Here is a 19402-nt window from a genome sequence, read left to right on the forward strand (position 1 = left end):
TTTTTATATACTTAAACTAATGAGCTTAGGTATATAAAATGATAATTTCAAATTTATTGTTTTTTTAGTTAGATTTAAGAGAAATATTACACTCATTAAAAGATTATCCAGTACTGTTAAAAGTCTTTTTAAATTCTGTACATATTCTATTTATTCAGTGATATTTTATTATAATCATTCACCTATATAGAAATATAAATATTAGTTTTATTACGATACTCTTTATTTTAATTGAAAAAAATCACTAATTATTGTACGATATGTGTAGAACAATTGACTGGAGAATAGATACAGGATGAAAATACGAATTATCGGTTATGCGGGTAGTGGTAAGACGTCGCTTACTATAAGGCTGCAGGAAAAATATCGAATTCAAGGAATTGCCTTAGATGATTATTTAAAAATTAGAGATAAAAATCAACGTTATAACCAACTTAGTGAACGTTTACAAAAATTATCTAACTGGATTGTAGAAGGTGTTCAAGTCAGTCGGTGGACAGAAAAAAGCACGAGTGATGCTGATTTAATCATTATTTTAGATTATCCTTTATCTCTTTGTCAATATCGTGTTACAAAAAGAGCTATAACACAATGCTTTCAAAAAACAAAAACTTTTGCTCAAAGAAAAAAAATAATAAAACGTATGTTTAAACTCTATAAATGGAATCGTAGATTTAAAAAAAGATTACCTGATATCAAACAAAATTTATACATGGATCACGGAAAGCTTCTCATTCTTGAATCTCCGAAAGATGAAAAACGTATTCATCGAGAAATAAAATCTGATCGTAGTAAACTAAGTAATAATAATAGAAAAAAAGCAGCAAGAAATGAAAAATTTCTCGCTGTTTTTTTATTTAAAAGTCCATTAAAGCTAGCATATCATAGCCTTTAATTTTTTCACGGCCATTTAATTCATTTAACTCAACTAAAAAGGCACAACCAACTACTTCCCCACCTAATTGTTCAACCAATTCGATGGTTGCAGCAATTGTTCCTCCAGTTGCTAATAAATCATCACAGATAATCACTTTTTGTCCTGGTTTAATTGCATCTTTATGTAGAGTTAATGTTGCTTTACCATACTCTAATCCATAATCAACTTCAATTGTTTCACGAGGTAATTTTCCTTTTTTACGAGCTGGAGCAAAGCCAATTCCTAATTCATAAGCGACTGGACAGCCAATAATAAATCCACGAGCTTCAGGTCCTACAACCATTTCAGCACCACGTTTTTTTGCATATTCCACAATTTGATTAGTTGCTTCTTGATAAGCAGCCCCATCGCCCATTAACGGTGAAATATCTCTAAAAACAACTCCTTCTTGCGGATAATTAGGGATACTAGCGATATAATCTTTTAAATTCATCTGTTTTCCTCCTGTTGCGATATCCATTGACGAATATCGGCTACATTACTATATAAAAATAGTTTTTCCATGTCAATTTTATGTAAGTAAGCTTGATAAACGTCGCTTTCTTCTAAAGCTTTTTCACTCGGATTAGCAACCTTGCTCATCAAACCATCTTCTATTGTAACAAATCCTAAATCAAAAAACACTTTTATGATAAAAATTAAATGATTTTTAGATATTTGTAAATAATTAGATAATTCATCTAATTTATAACGCACATCAAGATTTCCTTGAGCATGTAATAATTTAAATACTTTACCAAATTGTTCCCTTGTTGGAATGCCTGATAGATAGTGTTCCGTTGTAATATTTAACCACAAATATAAGCGTTCAATGTCACAGCTAGAGACCAGTTTAGATACAACTTCTAAGTCATATGGGCAATCAACAAAAACCAATTCCTTAAAACCGACTAACTTATCAACATCTTGTAATTCATGAATATAGCAAACTTTATCTTGCGGCAATGAATCCACTTTTGTTTCCTTATTAAACACAATGAAAATAGGATGAATCGCTAAACGATCAAATTCATCTAACTTGCCACCACGCATATCAAATATTTGAACTCCTGACACACGGTAATCTTCAAGCATTAATTGTGCTTTTCTAAACCCATTCCACTCATTTATGGATAATTTTCCAACGACATCGAGTAAGCCTCCTGTTGTCATTTCACCAATTTCAGCCCCCTTGCCAAAAGCAATACAATCTAGCTGATGACTTTCTTGTACGAGCTGACCTTTCAAATGAGTACCATCTGCTCCGATTTTTTTCATTCCTTCAGCCTTAACATCAGACACCATCACAACAGGCGAAGGATTATCTGTTCCAAAAGGCGCCAGTTTTTTCATTTCTTCTATCACATCTACTGAAACGTCTTCAATCGAAATATTTGTTTCAATGTCTAAACTGTCTTTTGAACCACCATCTATCAAAGGATTCACAATTGATATAAGAGACTGTCTTACTTCATCTAAATTATCACGTTCAAATGATAATCCTGCTGCCATATGATGACCACCAAACGAAGCAAATTTTTCTTTTACTTCAGACAGAACATGGAACAAATCGATATCCGCGATACTTCTACCTGAACCTTTCAATAGTTCGCCGTCACTTGCCGTAGTCATAATAATCGCAGGACGTTGCGTTTGTCTTACAATGTGACTGGCAACAATCCCTAAAACACCTTCATGCCAATCATCTTTTTCTAAAAGATATATAGGTTGGTCACCCATCTCCTCAACCATCTGAAGAGCCTCTTTAGTAATTTCTTTTACTAATTGTTGTCTTTGACTATTGGTTTCTTGAATGTCCTTTGCGATAACCATCGCTTCTTCATCATCAAATGTTGATAGCAACTCAACAGCTGGCATAGCACTTTTTAATCGCCCCATCGCATTAATACGTGGTCCAATGCCAAATCCGACCGTTTCTTCATCCGCTGTTGCTAAGTCAATGCTTCCAACCTCTGCTAACGCATGTAAACCAACACGTTCTGATTGATTTAAAATCTTTAGTCCTAAACTAACAAGTGCTCGATTTTCTCCAGTCAAAGAAACCAAGTCAGCAATCGTCCCAATCGCAACTAAATCTAAACTTTCCATCGGCAACTCACCTAAAAGAGCCGTCGCTACTTTAAAGGCAACTCCAACACCTGCTAAATCTTTAAATGGGTAGTCTCCTAACGGGTGCCTTGGATGAATAATAGCATAAGCTTCCGGTAATTCATCAGGTAATTCATGATGATCTGTTACAATGACATCAATCCCTTGTTCTTTAGCATACACTAATGCGGCATGACCACTCACACCATTATCAACTGTAATAATTAATTGAATGCCTTGTTCGATAAAGTACTTATACACATCTAAATTTGGACCATAACCATCAGTAAAACGATCAGGTAAATAATACTCTACCTCACCACCAATTAATTCGATGGCTTCTTTTAACACTGTCGTACTCGTCACACCATCAGCATCATAATCTCCATAAATTAACATCCTCTCACCTGATGCAACTGCCTCTTGTATTCGTGCCACCGCTTTTTCCATGTCATACATTAAAAAAGGATCGTAACAATCTTCTAAAGAAGGATTTAAAAATGCATTAACCTCATCTATTGTCGTTAGTCCTCTATTCACTAAAAGGTGACTCATTAGCGGAGATAGGTTTTGTTGTTTAAACTCTTCAACTGCAGTTTGCTGCTCGTCAGTTAGTAATTTTTTTTCCCATTTAAATTGAGATTGTTTCACCCAAACACTTCCATTCTATTTCATTCATTTTATTTTAAATTTCTGAAATCTCACCTTTCACAGTTTAACATAGCTCAATTCTTTCAACAAATACTTGCCAATATAAATAACCCTTTGATACTATAGAAAAGACAAGGAGGCTCTCTTATGAAGAAAAAAGCACTATGGACTATCATTATTTTATTATTAATTGAAATGATATTAGTTGGTGTTTACTTTACTAAAAACACTAGCCAAAACCAAAAAATAAAAACGGAAGAATCATCTAGTCTAGCCAAATCATCTAGTCGTGAAATTAAAGAAACAACGACTACCTCGCAAGTCAAACCTGGTGAAATTGATACAACGGATTGGCTAACAAGTGACACTGATATTTCATTTCCAATACTAATGTATCATAGTTTAACTGTCAGTAATGACGGAAACACACTGAAACTACCACCTGAAGAATTTAAGGAACAAATGGAATGGCTGAAAGAAAATGATTACTACACATTAACACCTGAAGAGGCATATATTGTCCTAACTGAAAATAAAAAACCAAAAGAAAAAATCGTTTGGATAACATTAGATGATGGTTATCTTAATAACTACACAGACGGCTTTCCTATTTTAAAACAATTAAAACTAAATGCGACAATTAACTACATTACCTCAAAACAAGACAATCAATATTACTTCCACCAAGCAGACATGGAAAAAATGAAACAAAGTGGGCTTATTTCAATTGAAAGTCATACTGTTAGTCATCTTGATTTAAATACATTAAGTGACGAACAAATTCATACAGAATTACTTGATTCAAAAAAATGGCTTGATGACACACTTAAACAGCAAACAAGTGTTATATGCTATCCAGCTGGTAGATATGATGATCGTGTTGAAAAAGAAGCTGAGTTGACAGGTTATAAACTCGGTCTAACCACTGAACCTGGGTATGCAAGTAAAAATGATGGCTTATTTGCATTAAAAAGAATTAGAGTGTCTCCAGGTTTTGATAAAGAATCTTTTGGAAACTATCTTACTTCAAGTAATCAATATGCTAATAACTAATAAAAACGTATTAACTTAGTCAATTAGAGTCTAAGTTAATACGTTTTTATTTTTTCATTACTAGTGCTTTTTAAGCCATAGCTTTTCGTTGAACTAATGGACGTAACTTTTGCGATATTAATCCAATCAAAATCACTTTAATGATAGTTGTTGGAATAAAAGGTAGCACCGTTGCTGTAAAGGCTACAGATAGACTACTTCCTGTAACAAAATGAAACATAACAAATCCAACTACGAAATTTATAATAGCACTTAAACTTAGTCCCAGATAAAGAGAAAATGGATTACCTCGTTCTGCAAAAACTCCTGAAATGTAAGCCATTATTGGGAAACTTAAAATAAATCCTCCAGTTGGTCCAAACACAACAGCAGCTCCTCCAGAAAATCCTGCAAAAACAGGTAAACCAATTAATCCCAATAATACGTATAATGATGTAGCTACTGTCCCTGATTTTCTTCCAAGTAATACCCCTGTTAATGGAATAATAAATGTTTGTAGTGTCATCGGTACGCCGTAAGGCATTGGAATACTTATTTGTGATAGAACCAAAATCACTGCCGCAAATAATGCAGTTTTTGTTAAATCTGATGTTTTAAATTTTGTCATAGTCTCTCCCCTTTTCTTTTTTTATTATAGCAAAAAGAAAAGGTTAGTCAACCTTTTTTTAAAAAAAGTTGACTAATGTATTTTTAAGGAAACTTCTCCAAAACGAAGTTCTTGCGTTTGCCCATCAGAGCGTTTTACAACAAGTGAGCCATTATCTAAGATATCTTCTGCGATTGCGTCATAATTTGTGGTACCTGATACAACAGAAACAGGACGTCCAATCACGATTGATTTTTGTCGATATATATCCATCATTTTTTGCTGTGTCATACTATTAGCTTGTAAAAAGAACTGATTAATAATCTCTGCAGCAATATGATTTCTAACCACGTTTTTATCATCAAACAATGCAGTTGCAACTGATTGCACTTGATCTGAAAACAGTCGAGAATCTGTCGAAACGTTTATCCCTATACCTACTACAATCCAGTCTAGTTTACCTGTTTCAAGATTGGTTACAGCTTCAGTCAAAATACCACAAACTTTTTTTCCTTTAAGAAACAAATCATTTACCCATTTAATCCCAATATTTTCACCTGTGAAATGTGATAATACGTCTGCTACTATCACTGCCGAATAAGCTGTCATAAGTGAAGGTTCGATATTAGGTAACTCATCTGGTCGAATAATCAAACTCATATAAATCCCTGTGTCCTTTGGTGATTCAAATACTTTCCCGTATCTTCCTCTACCTTTAGTTTGTTCATTGGCAATAATGACTGTTCCATGTTCTGCCCCTGTAACGGCTAATTCTTTTGCTCGATTATTGGTCGAATCAATGGAATCATAAACATTAATCTGAGTTGCATTAATTGATTTACCTAGGTAAGGTTTCATGCCTTGTAAAGAGAGTTTATCACTAGTCTCCTCTAACGAATAACCTTTACTTTTTACAGCGTTAATTGGATACCCTTCACTTTCTAATTGTTTGATGGCTTTCCATACAGCGTTTCGAGATACGCCAATTTTCTCTGCTAGTTTTTCACCGGAAAAAAATTCTCCCCGATGATTTTCTAGCATTTCTAATGTTTTACTCTTTACTGTCATTTTATTTCCTCATTATTTAAATACTTGTCGAACCAATTTGCAATATCCGTTAAACGAGCGACCCTTAGATTTGGTAAGCCAGCTCTTGATAAACCATGACTTGATTTAGGGTAGACGATCATTTCTGTTGGCACATTAAATCGTTTCATTGCCGTAAACATTTGTTCACCTTGTTCTTTTGGACAACGTAAATCTTCTTCTCCATGTAAAACCAATAAAGGTGTCTTAGCATTTTCAACATAGGCTAACGGAGATAGTCGCCACATCTCTGAAATGTTTGGTAAATCTGTTAATAATTGATACTTAACAAAGAATGCACCGATATCACTTGTTCCATAAAAACTAATCCAATTTGAAATAGAGCGTTGTGTCACTGCTGCTTTAAATCGTTTTGAGTGACCAACAATCCAGTTTGTCATAAATCCACCATAACTACCACCAGCTACAACCAATTTTTTTTCGTCAATTTCGGGGTGTTCTGTTAATACAATATCTAATCCTGTCATCAAATCTGTATAATCTTTATTGCCATAATCTCCTAATATTGCACTAACAAATTTCTGACCGTAACCTTGTCCACCTCTTGGGTTTAACATAATTACACCATAACCATTTGCTGCATGATACTGCATCTCATGGAAGAATGTTTCACCATAACAAACTTGTGGTCCGCCATGAATATATAAAATAGCTGGATGATTTTTTTGTGTCGTTACAGGAGGCACATACCATCCTTGAACAGACACATCTTTTTCTGATTCATACCAAAATTCATGTGGTGTTGATAGTTCAAGTTCATTTAAAATTAATTCATTTGGATTATAAATAGTTTTTAATTCTGATGTATTTAAAGACAATACACCTAAAGATGATGGTTCTACTAAAGTTGAATATGTCACAGCAAACTCATTTCCATCAAAATAGGCATCTGTTAAATGATTTTTTTCATCATAAATTTTTTCTAAATGACCTTCTAAGTTTCCTTGATAAAGGAGTATTTTCCCATGATGTGTGACTGGAAAAATAAACTCTTTAGTAGATAGCCATTCAATGTCGACTCCTCTAACTTGTTGTTGGAAATCACCAACAATCGCATCTCCCACTTCCTCATCTAAGTGTTCAGTTAAACAAGCTAACTGTCCTGTTTTCATATTGTAGTGATACAATTTATTTTGTGAAACAAAACCAAAATCAAAAGTATTCCCTGTAAGTAGTAACTCTTCTTCTGTTGCATTCATTTTCCCATAGTAAAAACTTCCTGTAGGTAATGAATGGGTTAAGCAAGTGAGTGAGTGAGTTGAAAATTCAAGTTTATAAACAGTACTTCCATAATCCCACTCATCTTTTGGGTCTTTTTCTCTTCCAATAATGGCATAACTTTCGTCTTTTGACACATAGTCTAAACTAAACTCATCTTTTGTTTCATAAAGAATCGTTTCCTCTTTTGTAGCTACCATCACTTTACTCAATTGATAAGTCGCCTCTAAATCTAATAGACCAGCTCCATCTAGTTTGTAAGTTAGTTTGTCCCATTTTTTAGGTTGTTCAAATGATGTTTCTTTCGTTTCTTTTTTTGATTTGGTCTGAATAAAATAAATCGCACTGCTTGAAGCATTCCAAGTATAGTTTGAAAAGGACTCTTTTTTCATTATGCTAAAACTACTACCACCATCAAGAGCCTGAATATTCAAGTGTAATTCTTTTTCTTTTTTACTTACAAAACTTAGCCATTTTTTATTAGGAGATAGTTTTAACTGACTAATTGAAACGTCTTCTCCACTCCATAATCGTCGTTCGTTGGTTGATTTATTCACACTATAAATTCTTGATTCATATTTGTTTGTTTCTTTATTGATTGAGTGCTCCATAAAGAAAATCAACTCACCAGAAGATACAGGTTGAGATAAACTATTTAATTCAAATAAACTATCGGTTGTCACTTTTTTCATCTAATCAGTCCTTTCATATTACTATCATTGTAAAACAAAGAATTATAATATACTAGCCAAGACACAAAAAAGATGACCTCATCTCTTGATAAAGTCATCTTTCTCTTATTCCCTATTTTTTAATGCTAATTTTACCGTTTCTTCAGCTAATACATTTTGTGGATCGATGACGTGCTCATTCATTTGGTTTTCAGCGTCTTCCATCATAGATAATTCTGTACAACCTAACACAATCACGTCACAATTTAACGTGTTAAACATGTCATCAAGCACTTCATGATACAAGTCATGGTCTAATTGATTTAAATGTTTTATTTTTTCAAAAATAAGTTTGCTCACCTTATCTTGAATGTCTTGTGTTGGATGAACAACCTCAAATCCAGCTGATTCAATAAATGGATCATAAATTTTATTTTTAATCGTTCCTTCTGTCCCGATGATACCAACACGTGCATTTTTTTCATAAGCATCACTCACACGATTAATCGCAAGTTTTGGCATATGAAGTAATGGCTTGTCAGTCGCTTGTTCCAACTCATCAAAAAAATAATGTGCTGTGTTACAAGTTAGGACGAAAAAATCAGGTGATAATTTATCATATGTTTCAATCACATCAAGTAAATATGGTAATGGATTCTCATTGTTTTCTTTATCTAATATATAAGAACTTCTATCGGGAATTGTTGCATAATTTACTAAAACATAATTTAAATAATCTTGGTCTTTTTGGGCAGGCGTTTTATCATTTACCATTTTGACATATAATTCTGTCGCTTTTGTTCCCATACCACCAATGACGGTAAAGAAATGTTTCATGTCATCCCACCTTACTTACCATATTTTTTAAAGGCTTTTCGATAATATCTAAACATGCGTTGAAGTAGCATGTAACGTTTAATGCTACGGTCACCATCATAATAGAATGTGTAGCCATAGCGTTTATCAGCAATCATGTCTCGTGCAATATCTTTATAATGCGTCTCAGGCACGTATTTGTCAAAAATATCGATTGGGACATTTAGCCATAATTTACCTTGTTCTTCCGGAATATTCGCAAAAACAGGTTCGCTATCCTTTAAGTCATCATAGATATAATCTCTTACTACCCACTCAGCTAAATTCAAGCCGTTTAACGTGACAAAGAAACTACTTCTACCTTGTCTTAAATTAATTTCAAAGAATTTATATGTATTATCTTTGATATCATATTTCAAGTCAAAGTTTGCAAATCCAGTGTATTCAATATCTTCTAAAAAGTCTTTTACTTGCTTGTAAATAGCTTCATTGTAATCAGGCATAATTGCTAAATAATTTCCGATACCAAGTGGTGTTGGATCTTCAAGTAACGGATGACCTAAGCACATCATTTTTACTTGATGATTTTTATCAACATAACAATTTAACACACGCATCGGGCTTTCGTTGCCTTCAACAAATTCTTGTAAAATTAAGTTATCTTTATAACCTGCACCATATATACCATGAATGACACGGTTATATTCTGTCATATTATCAATGATATAAACTTTTTCTTTAATTGGGTCAGTAAAATCGTTCCAAGACACACTGTTTGCTGGTTTTAACGCAATCGGAAAATCAAAAGGCTGTGTTGCCTCTGAATTTTCTACCATACGGCGAGTGATAATTTTTGTTTTAGGATACGGCAAATTGTATCTCTCACAAACCTCGTAAAAATCTTGTTTATTAACTAATTGTTTTTCCAACTCTTTGTTGATGTAGGGACAAACAAACGTTTCAGATAATTCTTCAAGATGTTTTGAGATAAGTTCAGTATACCAATCTCCCATCCCCATCAAAATGACTGGGACATCAGAATCTTTATATTCTTTTGCAACTTCTCTCATTGTTTCGATAAATGTTGGGTCTGTGTCAAAATTCGGCACTACTTCAATAGCCAGTATTTTTGTGTGTTTGGTTGGCGCAATCGATGCACTGGCGATTGTCCGGACAGGTTTATTGGTAATGTCATAAAATGAGCGGGCCATGCCATATAGATTCAAGTCTCCACCGAGTAATACGGGGATAAACTCTTTTTTCTGAGTCAATACAATCGGTTCCCTTCTTTTAATTAATTTTCAATAAAATAAACTTGATACCAAACAATAAACGTGTAAATAGTAAATATTTTTTGCATATTTGCTATTCCTTGTTTTTGTTCTTCCAATAAACGATTTAGGTAGTCCACATTAAAGAATTTTTCAGCTATATCAGAGTTAAATGCCTCTTTTAACATCTCTTGGTATTTATCTTCTTTTAACCAAGAAGCTAGAGGTGATGGGAATCCTAGTTTTTCACGATTGACAATGCGATCGGGTAATTTTGCTTCTGAGGCTTCACGCCAAGCAATTTTTGTGACACCATTTTTCATATCTACACGTGTGTCTGTAGGCATTCTTTTCGCAATTTCAGCCACTTCTTTATCCACTAAAGGTGTTCTAACTTCTAAAGAATTTGCCATACTCATACGGTCTGCTTTATGTAAAATATCATAAGCTAACCAACCATGAATATCAAAATGTTGCATTTTAGTCACATCATCTTTACTTTTTGCTTCATCAAATAAATCTTTAACATAAAGAGATGAGGATTTATTGTAACGCGTATTTTTCAATAAATCATTTCTTTCTGCTTCATTAAACACATAATTTACACGATAATAACGTTCGCTAATATCTTGCGCACCACGAATTAAGAATCGACGACCATGGAAATGTGGCAAACGTTTCGCTGTTTGAGCAAACAATTGACGCATATTACGTGTCGTAAATTTCTCATATTTTCTAAATGTTCCTGCTTCTAAGTAAGTATTATACCCACCAAAGAATTCATCTGCACCTTCACCTGATAAAGCAACTTTTACATGCTTACTTGTTTCTTTTGATAAGAAATACAATTGAATCGCAGAAGGATTAGATAAAGGCTCATCCATGTGATACATTGCTTTAGGAATAATCCCAAAGAAATCGTCATCATTAATCATGATAGCTGTATTTTTTTGGTCAATTTCTTTTGCAAATTCTTGTGCCCATTCTAATTCACTGATGTTTTTATCTTCAAATCCTAATGAAAATGATTGGATATCTCTATCTTGTGATGCTTCATTTAAAATGTAGCTTGAATCAATCCCACTTGATAAGAAACTTCCCACTTCAACGTCAGCAATCATATGTTTTTTCACTGATTCATCAACTGTTTCAATGATGTCACGTTTTGCTTCATCCATTGTCATTTTTTTCTCTTCTTCAAATGTGAAGTGATAGTATTCATTCACTTCTAAATCGTTATCTTTAAATTTGAAATAATGACCTGGATTGACTTTATAAACATTTTTGAATAATGTTTCGTCACTTGGAATGTATTCAAAACTTAGATGAATTGGTAATAACTCTTCATTTAATTCTTTAACGAATGATGGGTGATCTAAAAAGGCTTTAATTTCTGACGCCCACATAAAGGTGTCTTCATTTTTAAAGTAATAAAGTGGTTTGATACCAAAATGATCACGAGCACCAAATACTTCGCCAGTTTCAGAATCATAAATAACAAACGCGTACATCCCACGAATACGGTCTAATAATCCTTCTTTCCAAGCATCATAGCCATGAATCAATACTTCAGAATCCACTTCTGTCTTAAATTCATACCCTAATTCTTGTAACTCTTCTCTTAATTCTACATAATTATATATTTCACCATTAAACGTTAATACTTTTGTGTTTGTTTGGTTAGTCATAGGTTGTTGTCCATGATTTAAATCGATAATTGATAGGCGTCTAAATCCCATTGAGATAGCGTCATCTTGGTAAAATCCTTCATCATCTGGTCCTCTATGTACAATTCGATCCGCCATTTTTTTGATGACTGTTGGATCAATACCTGGTTGGTTCATATATCCGACAAATCCACACATGTTTTCGTCCTCCAATTTTATAAATAAAACTTCTAATCATAAGTAACGCATGATTCCTCAACTATCAAGTATACTGCAAATTACTTGTAAATTAAAGTATATAATAGATACTTCCAAATTAAAATAAAATAACCCTATAATTCTGTTAATATTTTATTAAGAATTTACCCAAAAAAACATACTTCAAGAAATAAAAATCCCTTAAAGTATGGTTATCTCACTTTTTTCTTGAGCTAAATACTGTAACTTTTTACCAATATCTATTAAATCTCTTTCTTTTATAGGATAATCAAATAACTGAACATGCGATGAATAGCGGTTCATCTCTTCTAATGTGTTTGGGATATTCGTTAACATCAAGTCAATTATCTGTGTGTCAGTCAATTTCTTGAATACAATATGATAATCATACTTATAACGATATAAAATCCGTTCTTCAATATCCTTAGCAATAAAATAGGGTAAGTCAGTATCCAAATAAATGACAATTTCTGGTTCATAATATGTTAAAGGTAAAACCGATGAAAATAATAAAATATACTTTTGTAGTAAAAAGTCTTCCATTAAAAATAAATCATTACCTGTTTGATCATACAACTGTCTCACGGTAGATAATACCTTATGTTTTAATACAGGGTATCTATCATTCACCTCACTCATAACGTAATAACCATCAACATCTACATGAACACGCTTAAATAAGCGACAAAACATGTGAGCACAAAAACTCGTAATAAAAAAACGTTCCTTTAAATCTTTTGGTATCTGTACGAAAGTCTCTTGAAACACTCTCATGAATTCCATCGTTGCTTGATATACATCAGACTGTTTCATTTTATGATAGCCTAATATTTCTTGTTTAAAGACACTTGATTCATAGAATTTTGTTTTTATTTGAGCTACAACAGCATAAAAATAAATTTCAGATTCACAATAAATATGAAACTCCTGCATCACATTTTTTAAAAATGATAACTTTTCGATTAAAGTACTAATGTCAACATAATTCTTCCAAGATTCCTCCATCATCACAAAATGCTTTTTTCGTAACCGGATTAAGTTAGTTGATAACACATACGCTAATTGTTTACGCTGAATAACTGAAAATTGTAGATGATTCGTTTCGGAAAACAAATCTACTGTTTGATAAATAATGGTTTCATTAATTGTTTTAAATGGCCATTTAATTCCTTTATAAAGCGTCCACATCATAATATAAATAATTAATCGAATCTGTTTTTCATTTCCTACTATAGAATATGTTTGCCTTGATAAGCTTAAATCATATAATTCAAACATTAATTTAATTTTTTTTAAAGATGCCTTCACAGCATGGACACTAGTGTAATTATCCAATGCATATCGTTCAATATTTATCCCATCTTCTACTATAAGGTGCTTCAACAACTGGATAGTTTCATCTTTTTCAAAAATATAATTTTTTAAATCCATATAACCTGATTCACTATCTAAACAAATCCCCCGATATTTTTCATATTTAATAACAACTTTCACTTTAGATGTTTGATTAAATATATCCGTTATATCACGAATTTGCTGTATATACCTTTGTACCGTTCTTTCAACCATATTGATTTGAAGTCCTATTTCTTTGGTTGTATACCATCGCTTGTTTTCCGAAATAAAAGATAATATTTCCAATAATTGTTGATTTGTCGGATTTAATAATCGAAACATTTGCTTTTCCATCATCTCACCACTTTATTGTATACTATTTTTTCATCATATCATGATTATATATTATTTTTGATACTTTTCTCTGAATTCTTTTGGCGTCATACCATTTAATTTACGAAACATTTTTAAAAAATAGGTCATATTATTATACCCTATTTCAAACGATATCTCATTAATCGTCAAATTCGTATTTAGTAACATATCTTGAGCCTTTTCGATTCGCAGCTGATTTAATACCTGAGCAAAACTACGTCCTGTTTCTTTTTTGACTAGCTGGCCTAAATAGACGGAATTAACATGAAGCTCTTCGGATAATCTTTTCAGTGTTAAGTCCTCTTTAAAATCTTTATCAATAATATCCATACACTTTTGAACTAACTCTGAGTAGCGTTGTACTTTTCCATCCATACTTTCAGTAAGTTCAAGTAAATAAATCAGCCAATCTTCCAACTCTTTAATACTATGAGATTGTTTTATTTTTTCTAATGTTTCATTGTAAATAGCCACACTTAATGAAGGGAAGCGACGATATATATCAGTAAATAATAAAAATGATACATGGCGAACATTATCCGGTAAAAAAGCAAGTTGTCGCATTTGAGAGAATATCCCTTTTAATTTGATAATTGTCTCATTCATATCACCAACCATTAATGCTTTATTAAAAGACATAAACTCAAATGTCTCATCATCAAGTAGATTAAACACGTTTTTTGATGAGTTACTCAAAACCTGTTTATTATCATAAAACACTGAAAAAGTCATCATAGCTAAAGCTTGTTCATAACTTTCATAAACATTTTCCCACTCCTGCACCAATTCCCCCACACTTAATTGATAATCTTCTTCTATTGTTTGATCCATCTGTAATAAAAAAGTTGATAAGCCGTTTTTAGAGCCATGATAAATAATAATCGTATAAAACGTGTCTTCATTTTCTTGGATTACACATAATTTTTGTCCCATAGCCAAACTATATTGCCTTATAGTATCCGTATAAATGTCATTGGCACAGATAATAACAGCATAATCATCAAGTTTATCAACATCAAAATGCTGAATAAAATTATGGTATTCTGATTCATTTAACTCATCATTTAACCATCTAATTAATAACATTTCATTATATAAACGTTCTTTTTGTTTTTCTTGTCTATCATGATTTAGCTCTTCTTTTATCATCATTACTTTTTCAGTTAGTTCATTTTTATCCACTGGTTTTAATAGATAACCTTTAATGCCAAGTTCGAGCCCTTGCTTTACATACATAAATTCTTGGTACCCAGATAAAATGAGTATTTCTGAAGTTATTCCTTTTTCTTTCATGTAATGAATCAAATCAATACCTGATTTTTCTGGCATATTAACATCTGTAATCACTAAATCAACAGAATGACTATCTAGATAACGAATCGCATCATCTGTTCTACGACAAGTAGAAACGACATCAAATCCTAAATCGTTCCATGGAATAATTTTTTTTAACCCCTCTAAAATCATGTACTCGTCATCAACTAACAAAACGCTATACATCCACACTCACATCCTTTGATTGGTAAATAATGATTTGTATTTTAGTTCCCACGCCAATTTGTGATTCGATCATTAATTCAACTCCATTTGAAAAGTAATTTTGCATACGCTGATATACATTTTCCAACCCAATCGAGCCAGATAATAATTTATCACTGCCTTCTAGCTTTTCAGTTACTTCTTTCAATCTTTTTGTTGTAATCCCTTTTCCATTATCTTCCACTAAAATTTCAACATAAGAGTCATGTGTCGTTGCTCGAACACTGATAGCATTATCAATACGCGAATGATCCATTCCATGTATAAAATAATTTTCTATCAATGGTTGAATCATAAATTTTGGAATCATAAAATTTTTGAGTGATTCATCAATAATAAAGTGATACGCAATACTGTCTGGAAAACGCATTTGATACAAATACACATATTTTTCACAAAAGCGTAATTCTGCTTCTAAATCAATCGTTTTAGATTGATCAATGTTATTTCGTAACAGTGACGAAAAAGCAAACACAACATCTGCCAACTCCATTTGATCCTTACTAATCGCATACATGCGAATATATTCTAATGTATTATACATAAAATGAGGGTTAATTTGTGACTGTAATGCGCGCAAATGAGCATCCCGTTGTTTAACCTCTAAAACATAAACATCTTGAATATATTGATTTAAACTCACAATCATATCATTCACCGCATCTGATAAATCACATAATTCCATTTTCATATCTGTTGTATCAATTTGCGCTGATAAATTTCCCTGACTAACTTCTTTAGTAACTGATACAATACTGTTTACTTTTTTTGCATAGTTACTAAATACCCTTTTTAAACTGACTAATAAAAAGGCAATAACAAATAACCCCACTCCCCATACTGGAACTAGAGAGCGTAATATATCTTTCGTCACGTTTGATTTATCTAAAATAGTTAACACAGTTAATCCCTTAACTACTTCATCACTAAAGACTGCTTCTTTTTGTAATATTGTTCTATCTAGGTCGCCTGTTTTTTGAAACTCTTCCACTATTTTTTTTATTTTGGGGTTATGAAGTGAAGTACCATGCTCATATACTACTTGATGTCCTGTATCAAATACAAACGTTTTTATAGCATAATCATTAGCCAAGTCTTTTGATAAAAACATATCATCAAACGTTACGTAAATATGTCCAACTATTTCTCGTGTATTTGGTATTGGAATGGGACGTGATAACGTAAATTTTTTAGACAACATCGGTTTTCCCTGTAAAAATACCCCATTTGTTTTTTTTGTGTCTGCGTGCAAATAATCTTTTCTGCCATCCCATACAATATCAATTGTTTGAATAGAAGGAAAACTATAGAATAAATTATTTAAAACATTTGGGAAAAAGTCATTGTTTTGCGTCTCACGCCAATTATCCAATGAATATTCTACATATTCACTAATTGGTAACGTCATAAATTGATTTAAATTATCAAATTGATTTGGGGTTAACGCAATATCCCACAGAATACCTGATAATGTTGCATCTTTCACCTGAATAGAGGCTGCTAATTCTCTAGAGACCGTATCTAACACCTTTTTAGAATCGTCTTTTGCAAAATTAACGGTCAAAATCGTGTAGCCAATTAAGATAATCCCAATTGACCCAACTAATAAAAAACTATAAATTGTCATTAATTGATTCATTAAAATATTTTTTGAAAATAAACGATGTAATCTAGCTTTCATTTCCCACTAACCTTTTTTCAACAAACTCTCGGTTATGTTTTGTTGCAATATTATTCCATGCTGTCCACAGTGCAAAAGTAGCAAAAAGCAATAAGCCTTTCATTCCCCAACTAAATCCTAAAATAATAGCAATCCCAATTAATAATTTTAAAAAAGAAGAAAAACTTAAAAAGACACTAATGCACGATAATTTAATTAACTGTAACATCGGTAACTCATACTCTGATTCATACACTAATACATATTGATAAGACACGAAAATGAGTAAACTCATGGTTAATAATAAAAAGTCGATTATTAACCATAACAAACCCTTAAGCTGGACAGATAAGTATAAATTATAAAATAAAATAGCTAAACAGCCATTGTATAACCAAAATAATTGGTTACTCCGCACAAAATGACTTTTAAATGATATCCACGCTTTATGAAACGTTATTTCTTTGTAATCAAATTCAGACTCAACAAATAAATCATTCATCATTTGAAGTGCTGGACCCACACCAAACACAACTAGTCCACATAAACTAAATAGAACAAATAATAAATTTAATTTAACTATTAACCATACGCCTTTAAATCCTTTGTCAATCATCACTTTCACCTCTTCTATTTTTTATATCATACCATTATTTAATCTCTGTTTAATGATAATAATGTGAAAAGACTGAAACTCTTTTTGCTCGTTTCAGTCTTTCATTGTTATTTACTTGTCTTTAAAAAGTCATCCAATTGAGATTGCATTTCTTTTTGTACTTTATCCCATCCTGCTGTTTCCAAATCTTTATTTAATTTTGGTAATGTTTCTTTTGGATCAACTGTTCCTGTATTTAAACTTGCTTTATAACGATTCATCACATTTGCAATATTAGTAATTTCAGTTTTTACAGGAGCAGTATTAAAGTTAAATCCTAAGATTGGCGAAACTTCTGCATTTTTGATGCTTTCATCACGTTCTTTAATTTTTTCTTCTGGTAATGTATCTTGTGTGTATAAAATCATATTATTTCCAGTGTTCCAAGCTGCCATGTGCATATTTGGTTTGTAACCATCTAATAATTTAATACGGTTATCGCCAACTTTTTCCCACGCTTCGCCTTCAACACCCCAAACTAATCCATTTAATAAAGTTGGATCACTATTTAATAATCCTAAAAATTCGACTGATTTTTCTTTGTTTTTAGAAACATTTGATACAGCAAAGTTTGCCATTTGAGCTTGTGCTGTGGTTTTTAATGGCTTAGTGATTGCTTTTGACACTAATGGATGACCAGCAGCATTACTTAAAATTGTGTCACCATAATCCATAGGTCCTTGTGTTTCTTCACGCATAAACCAAGTATTTCCTTCTAAAGGATAGCCTGTTGTGTTTGTTGATGCATCAGTTGGAATTAATTTGTCTTCATACCATTTATGCATTAATTCTAAGTTTGATACAAATTCAGAATCATCATATTGGTTGATAATTTTGATACCATCTTTACTATCATTTTTAACAGCAAATGGGTACTCTTTTCCTAATGGATAATCATAATCTCCTGATAATTGGAATGATTGTCCAATAGCAAATGGTGCGATATTAGGTTCTTTTTCATGAAATTCCTTTAATACTTTTTCAGCATCTGCATATGATTTAACATCATCAATGTTTAAATTGTATTTATCTAAATATTCTTTATTAAATGTTAGAACTTGTTGACCATACACATTACCATTTACTGGAAAGGCATATAACTTACCATCAATTGTATTCCCTTTAATATAAGCTTCATCTAATTGCTCATAAGCATCTTTAGCATATTTAGGCGCTAATTCAGTTAAATCAGCATAAGCACCTTTTTGTGCATTTGCCACATAATTTGAAGCAAAAGAGATGTCATAGTTTTCACCTGAAGCAATGATGGTACTCATTTTCTTATCCCAATCGCCCCAACCAATATATTGTAAATCAACTTTTACATTAATGGCTTCTTCAATTTGCTTATTAGCAATTGACATCAACTCATCATAATTTTCTGGTTTATCACCAATTTGATACATCAATAACGTGGTGACATCGCCATCTTTCCCGTTACTTTTCTTATCATCTGCTTTTTTATCTCCACCACACGCTGTTAACGCAAGGGTTGCCACAATCGCAGTCGACGCAAATAAAAATTTCTTTACATGTTTCACTAATAATTCCTCC

Annotated in this window: 15 protein-coding genes; 2 read left to right on the forward strand and 13 right to left on the reverse strand. The window is 32.2% G+C overall.

What is annotated here, in order from left to right:
• The first annotated feature begins 295 nt into the window (after positions 1 to 295).
• A complete protein-coding gene (locus BW731_RS02290) occupies positions 296 to 895 on the forward strand; it encodes a P-loop NTPase family protein (protein ID WP_079345341.1) in 600 nt (199 codons plus the stop codon).
• Here the strand turns inward: BW731_RS02290 and BW731_RS02295 are convergent.
• Both BW731_RS02295 and recJ read right to left on the reverse strand, forming a co-directional pair.
• Positions 858 to 1370: an adenine phosphoribosyltransferase gene (locus BW731_RS02295; RefSeq protein WP_079345343.1), complete on the reverse strand. Its 513-nt coding sequence runs from the start codon at positions 1368 to 1370 to the stop codon at positions 858 to 860. The two genes, BW731_RS02290 and BW731_RS02295, sit on opposite strands and share 38 nt — an antisense overlap.
• Entirely contained in the window at positions 1367 to 3676 is a 2310-nt protein-coding gene (gene recJ, locus BW731_RS02300; RefSeq protein ID WP_079345345.1) for a single-stranded-DNA-specific exonuclease RecJ, read from the reverse strand. Before recJ ends, BW731_RS02295 begins: the two co-directional genes overlap by 4 nt.
• A 147-nt stretch (positions 3677 to 3823) precedes the next feature.
• On the opposite strand from recJ, the gene BW731_RS02305 reads away from it, so the two are divergent.
• Positions 3824 to 4729, forward strand: coding sequence for a polysaccharide deacetylase family protein (locus tag BW731_RS02305; RefSeq protein ID WP_079345347.1), 906 nt, complete (start codon positions 3824 to 3826; stop codon positions 4727 to 4729).
• 70 nt (positions 4730 to 4799) lie between these two features.
• Here the strand turns inward: BW731_RS02305 and BW731_RS02310 are convergent, their stop codons facing one another.
• The 11 genes from BW731_RS02310 to BW731_RS02360 all read right to left on the reverse strand — a co-directional run bounded on the left by BW731_RS02310 (position 4800) and on the right by BW731_RS02360 (position 19389).
• Positions 4800 to 5336 (reverse strand): biotin transporter BioY, encoded by a 537-nt coding sequence (locus BW731_RS02310; RefSeq protein WP_079345349.1) that lies wholly within the window; start codon positions 5334 to 5336, stop codon positions 4800 to 4802.
• Between the two features lie 72 nt (positions 5337 to 5408).
• Positions 5409 to 6383: a biotin--[acetyl-CoA-carboxylase] ligase gene (locus BW731_RS02315; protein WP_079345351.1), complete on the reverse strand. Its 975-nt coding sequence runs from the start codon at positions 6381 to 6383 to the stop codon at positions 5409 to 5411.
• A complete protein-coding gene (locus tag BW731_RS02320; RefSeq protein ID WP_079345353.1) occupies positions 6380 to 8332 on the reverse strand; it encodes an alpha/beta hydrolase family protein in 1953 nt (650 codons plus the stop codon). The genes BW731_RS02315 and BW731_RS02320 overlap by 4 nt, the downstream gene beginning before the upstream one ends.
• A gap of 105 nt (positions 8333 to 8437) precedes the next feature.
• Positions 8438 to 9148: an aspartate/glutamate racemase family protein gene (locus tag BW731_RS02325; protein WP_079345355.1), complete on the reverse strand. Its 711-nt coding sequence runs from the start codon at positions 9146 to 9148 to the stop codon at positions 8438 to 8440.
• Between the two features lie 11 nt (positions 9149 to 9159).
• On the reverse strand, positions 9160 to 10338 hold the full coding sequence (locus tag BW731_RS02330; protein WP_233120526.1) for a carboxylate--amine ligase: 1179 nt from the start codon (positions 10336 to 10338) through the stop codon (positions 9160 to 9162).
• 83 nt (positions 10339 to 10421) lie between these two features.
• Positions 10422 to 12263 carry an asparagine synthase (glutamine-hydrolyzing) gene (gene asnB / locus BW731_RS02335; RefSeq protein ID WP_079345359.1) on the reverse strand — a complete coding sequence of 614 codons (1842 nt, stop codon included), beginning with the start codon at positions 12261 to 12263 and terminating at the stop codon, positions 10422 to 10424.
• A 201-nt stretch (positions 12264 to 12464) separates the two neighbouring features.
• The gene (locus tag BW731_RS02340; protein WP_158080139.1) at positions 12465 to 13973 is read right to left on the reverse strand and encodes a helix-turn-helix domain-containing protein; all 1509 of its coding nucleotides are present in this window, start codon (positions 13971 to 13973) and stop codon (positions 12465 to 12467) included.
• Positions 13974 to 14024: 51 nt separating this feature from the next.
• Positions 14025 to 15494: a response regulator transcription factor gene (locus BW731_RS02345; protein WP_079345363.1), complete on the reverse strand. Its 1470-nt coding sequence runs from the start codon at positions 15492 to 15494 to the stop codon at positions 14025 to 14027.
• Entirely contained in the window at positions 15487 to 17214 is a 1728-nt protein-coding gene (locus tag BW731_RS02350) for a sensor histidine kinase (protein ID WP_079345365.1), read from the reverse strand. The genes BW731_RS02345 and BW731_RS02350 overlap by 8 nt, the downstream gene beginning before the upstream one ends.
• Positions 17204 to 17809, reverse strand: a complete 606-nt coding sequence (locus BW731_RS02355) for a YesL family protein (RefSeq protein WP_079345367.1) — start codon at positions 17807 to 17809, stop codon at positions 17204 to 17206. The genes BW731_RS02350 and BW731_RS02355 overlap by 11 nt, the downstream gene beginning before the upstream one ends.
• A gap of 107 nt (positions 17810 to 17916) precedes the next feature.
• Complete coding sequence (locus BW731_RS02360; RefSeq protein WP_079345369.1) at positions 17917 to 19389, reverse strand: ABC transporter substrate-binding protein; 1473 nt, start codon at positions 19387 to 19389, stop codon at positions 17917 to 17919.
• Positions 19390 to 19402: the final 13 nt, after the last annotated feature.

It is taken from the genome of Vagococcus martis (genome assembly GCF_002026305.1).
Taxonomy (GTDB): domain Bacteria; phylum Bacillota; class Bacilli; order Lactobacillales; family Vagococcaceae; genus Vagococcus; species Vagococcus martis.

Bases quoted from the DNA above. Each gene is read 5' to 3' on its own strand.
- BW731_RS02290 (WP_079345341.1), top strand. From the start codon at position 296: ATGAAAATACGAATTATCGGTTATGCGGGTAGTGGTAAGACGTCGCTT.
- BW731_RS02295 (WP_079345343.1), bottom strand. From the start codon at position 1,370: ATGAATTTAAAAGATTATATCGCTAGTATCCCTAATTATCCGCAAGAA.
- BW731_RS02305 (WP_079345347.1), top strand. From the start codon at position 3,824: ATGAAGAAAAAAGCACTATGGACTATCATTATTTTATTATTAATTGAA.
- BW731_RS02310 (WP_079345349.1), bottom strand. From the start codon at position 5,336: ATGACAAAATTTAAAACATCAGATTTAACAAAAACTGCATTATTTGCG.
- BW731_RS02315 (WP_079345351.1), bottom strand. From the start codon at position 6,383: ATGACAGTAAAGAGTAAAACATTAGAAATGCTAGAAAATCATCGGGGA.
- BW731_RS02320 (WP_079345353.1), bottom strand. From the start codon at position 8,332: ATGAAAAAAGTGACAACCGATAGTTTATTTGAATTAAATAGTTTATCT.
- BW731_RS02325 (WP_079345355.1), bottom strand. From the start codon at position 9,148: ATGAAACATTTCTTTACCGTCATTGGTGGTATGGGAACAAAAGCGACA.
- BW731_RS02330 (WP_233120526.1), bottom strand. From the start codon at position 10,338: ATGGCCCGCTCATTTTATGACATTACCAATAAACCTGTCCGGACAATC.
- asnB (WP_079345359.1), bottom strand. From the start codon at position 12,263: ATGTGTGGATTTGTCGGATATATGAACCAACCAGGTATTGATCCAACA.
- BW731_RS02340 (WP_158080139.1), bottom strand. From the start codon at position 13,973: ATGGAAAAGCAAATGTTTCGATTATTAAATCCGACAAATCAACAATTA.
- BW731_RS02345 (WP_079345363.1), bottom strand. From the start codon at position 15,494: ATGTATAGCGTTTTGTTAGTTGATGACGAGTACATGATTTTAGAGGGG.
- BW731_RS02350 (WP_079345365.1), bottom strand. From the start codon at position 17,214: ATGAAAGCTAGATTACATCGTTTATTTTCAAAAAATATTTTAATGAAT.
- BW731_RS02355 (WP_079345367.1), bottom strand. From the start codon at position 17,809: ATGATTGACAAAGGATTTAAAGGCGTATGGTTAATAGTTAAATTAAAT.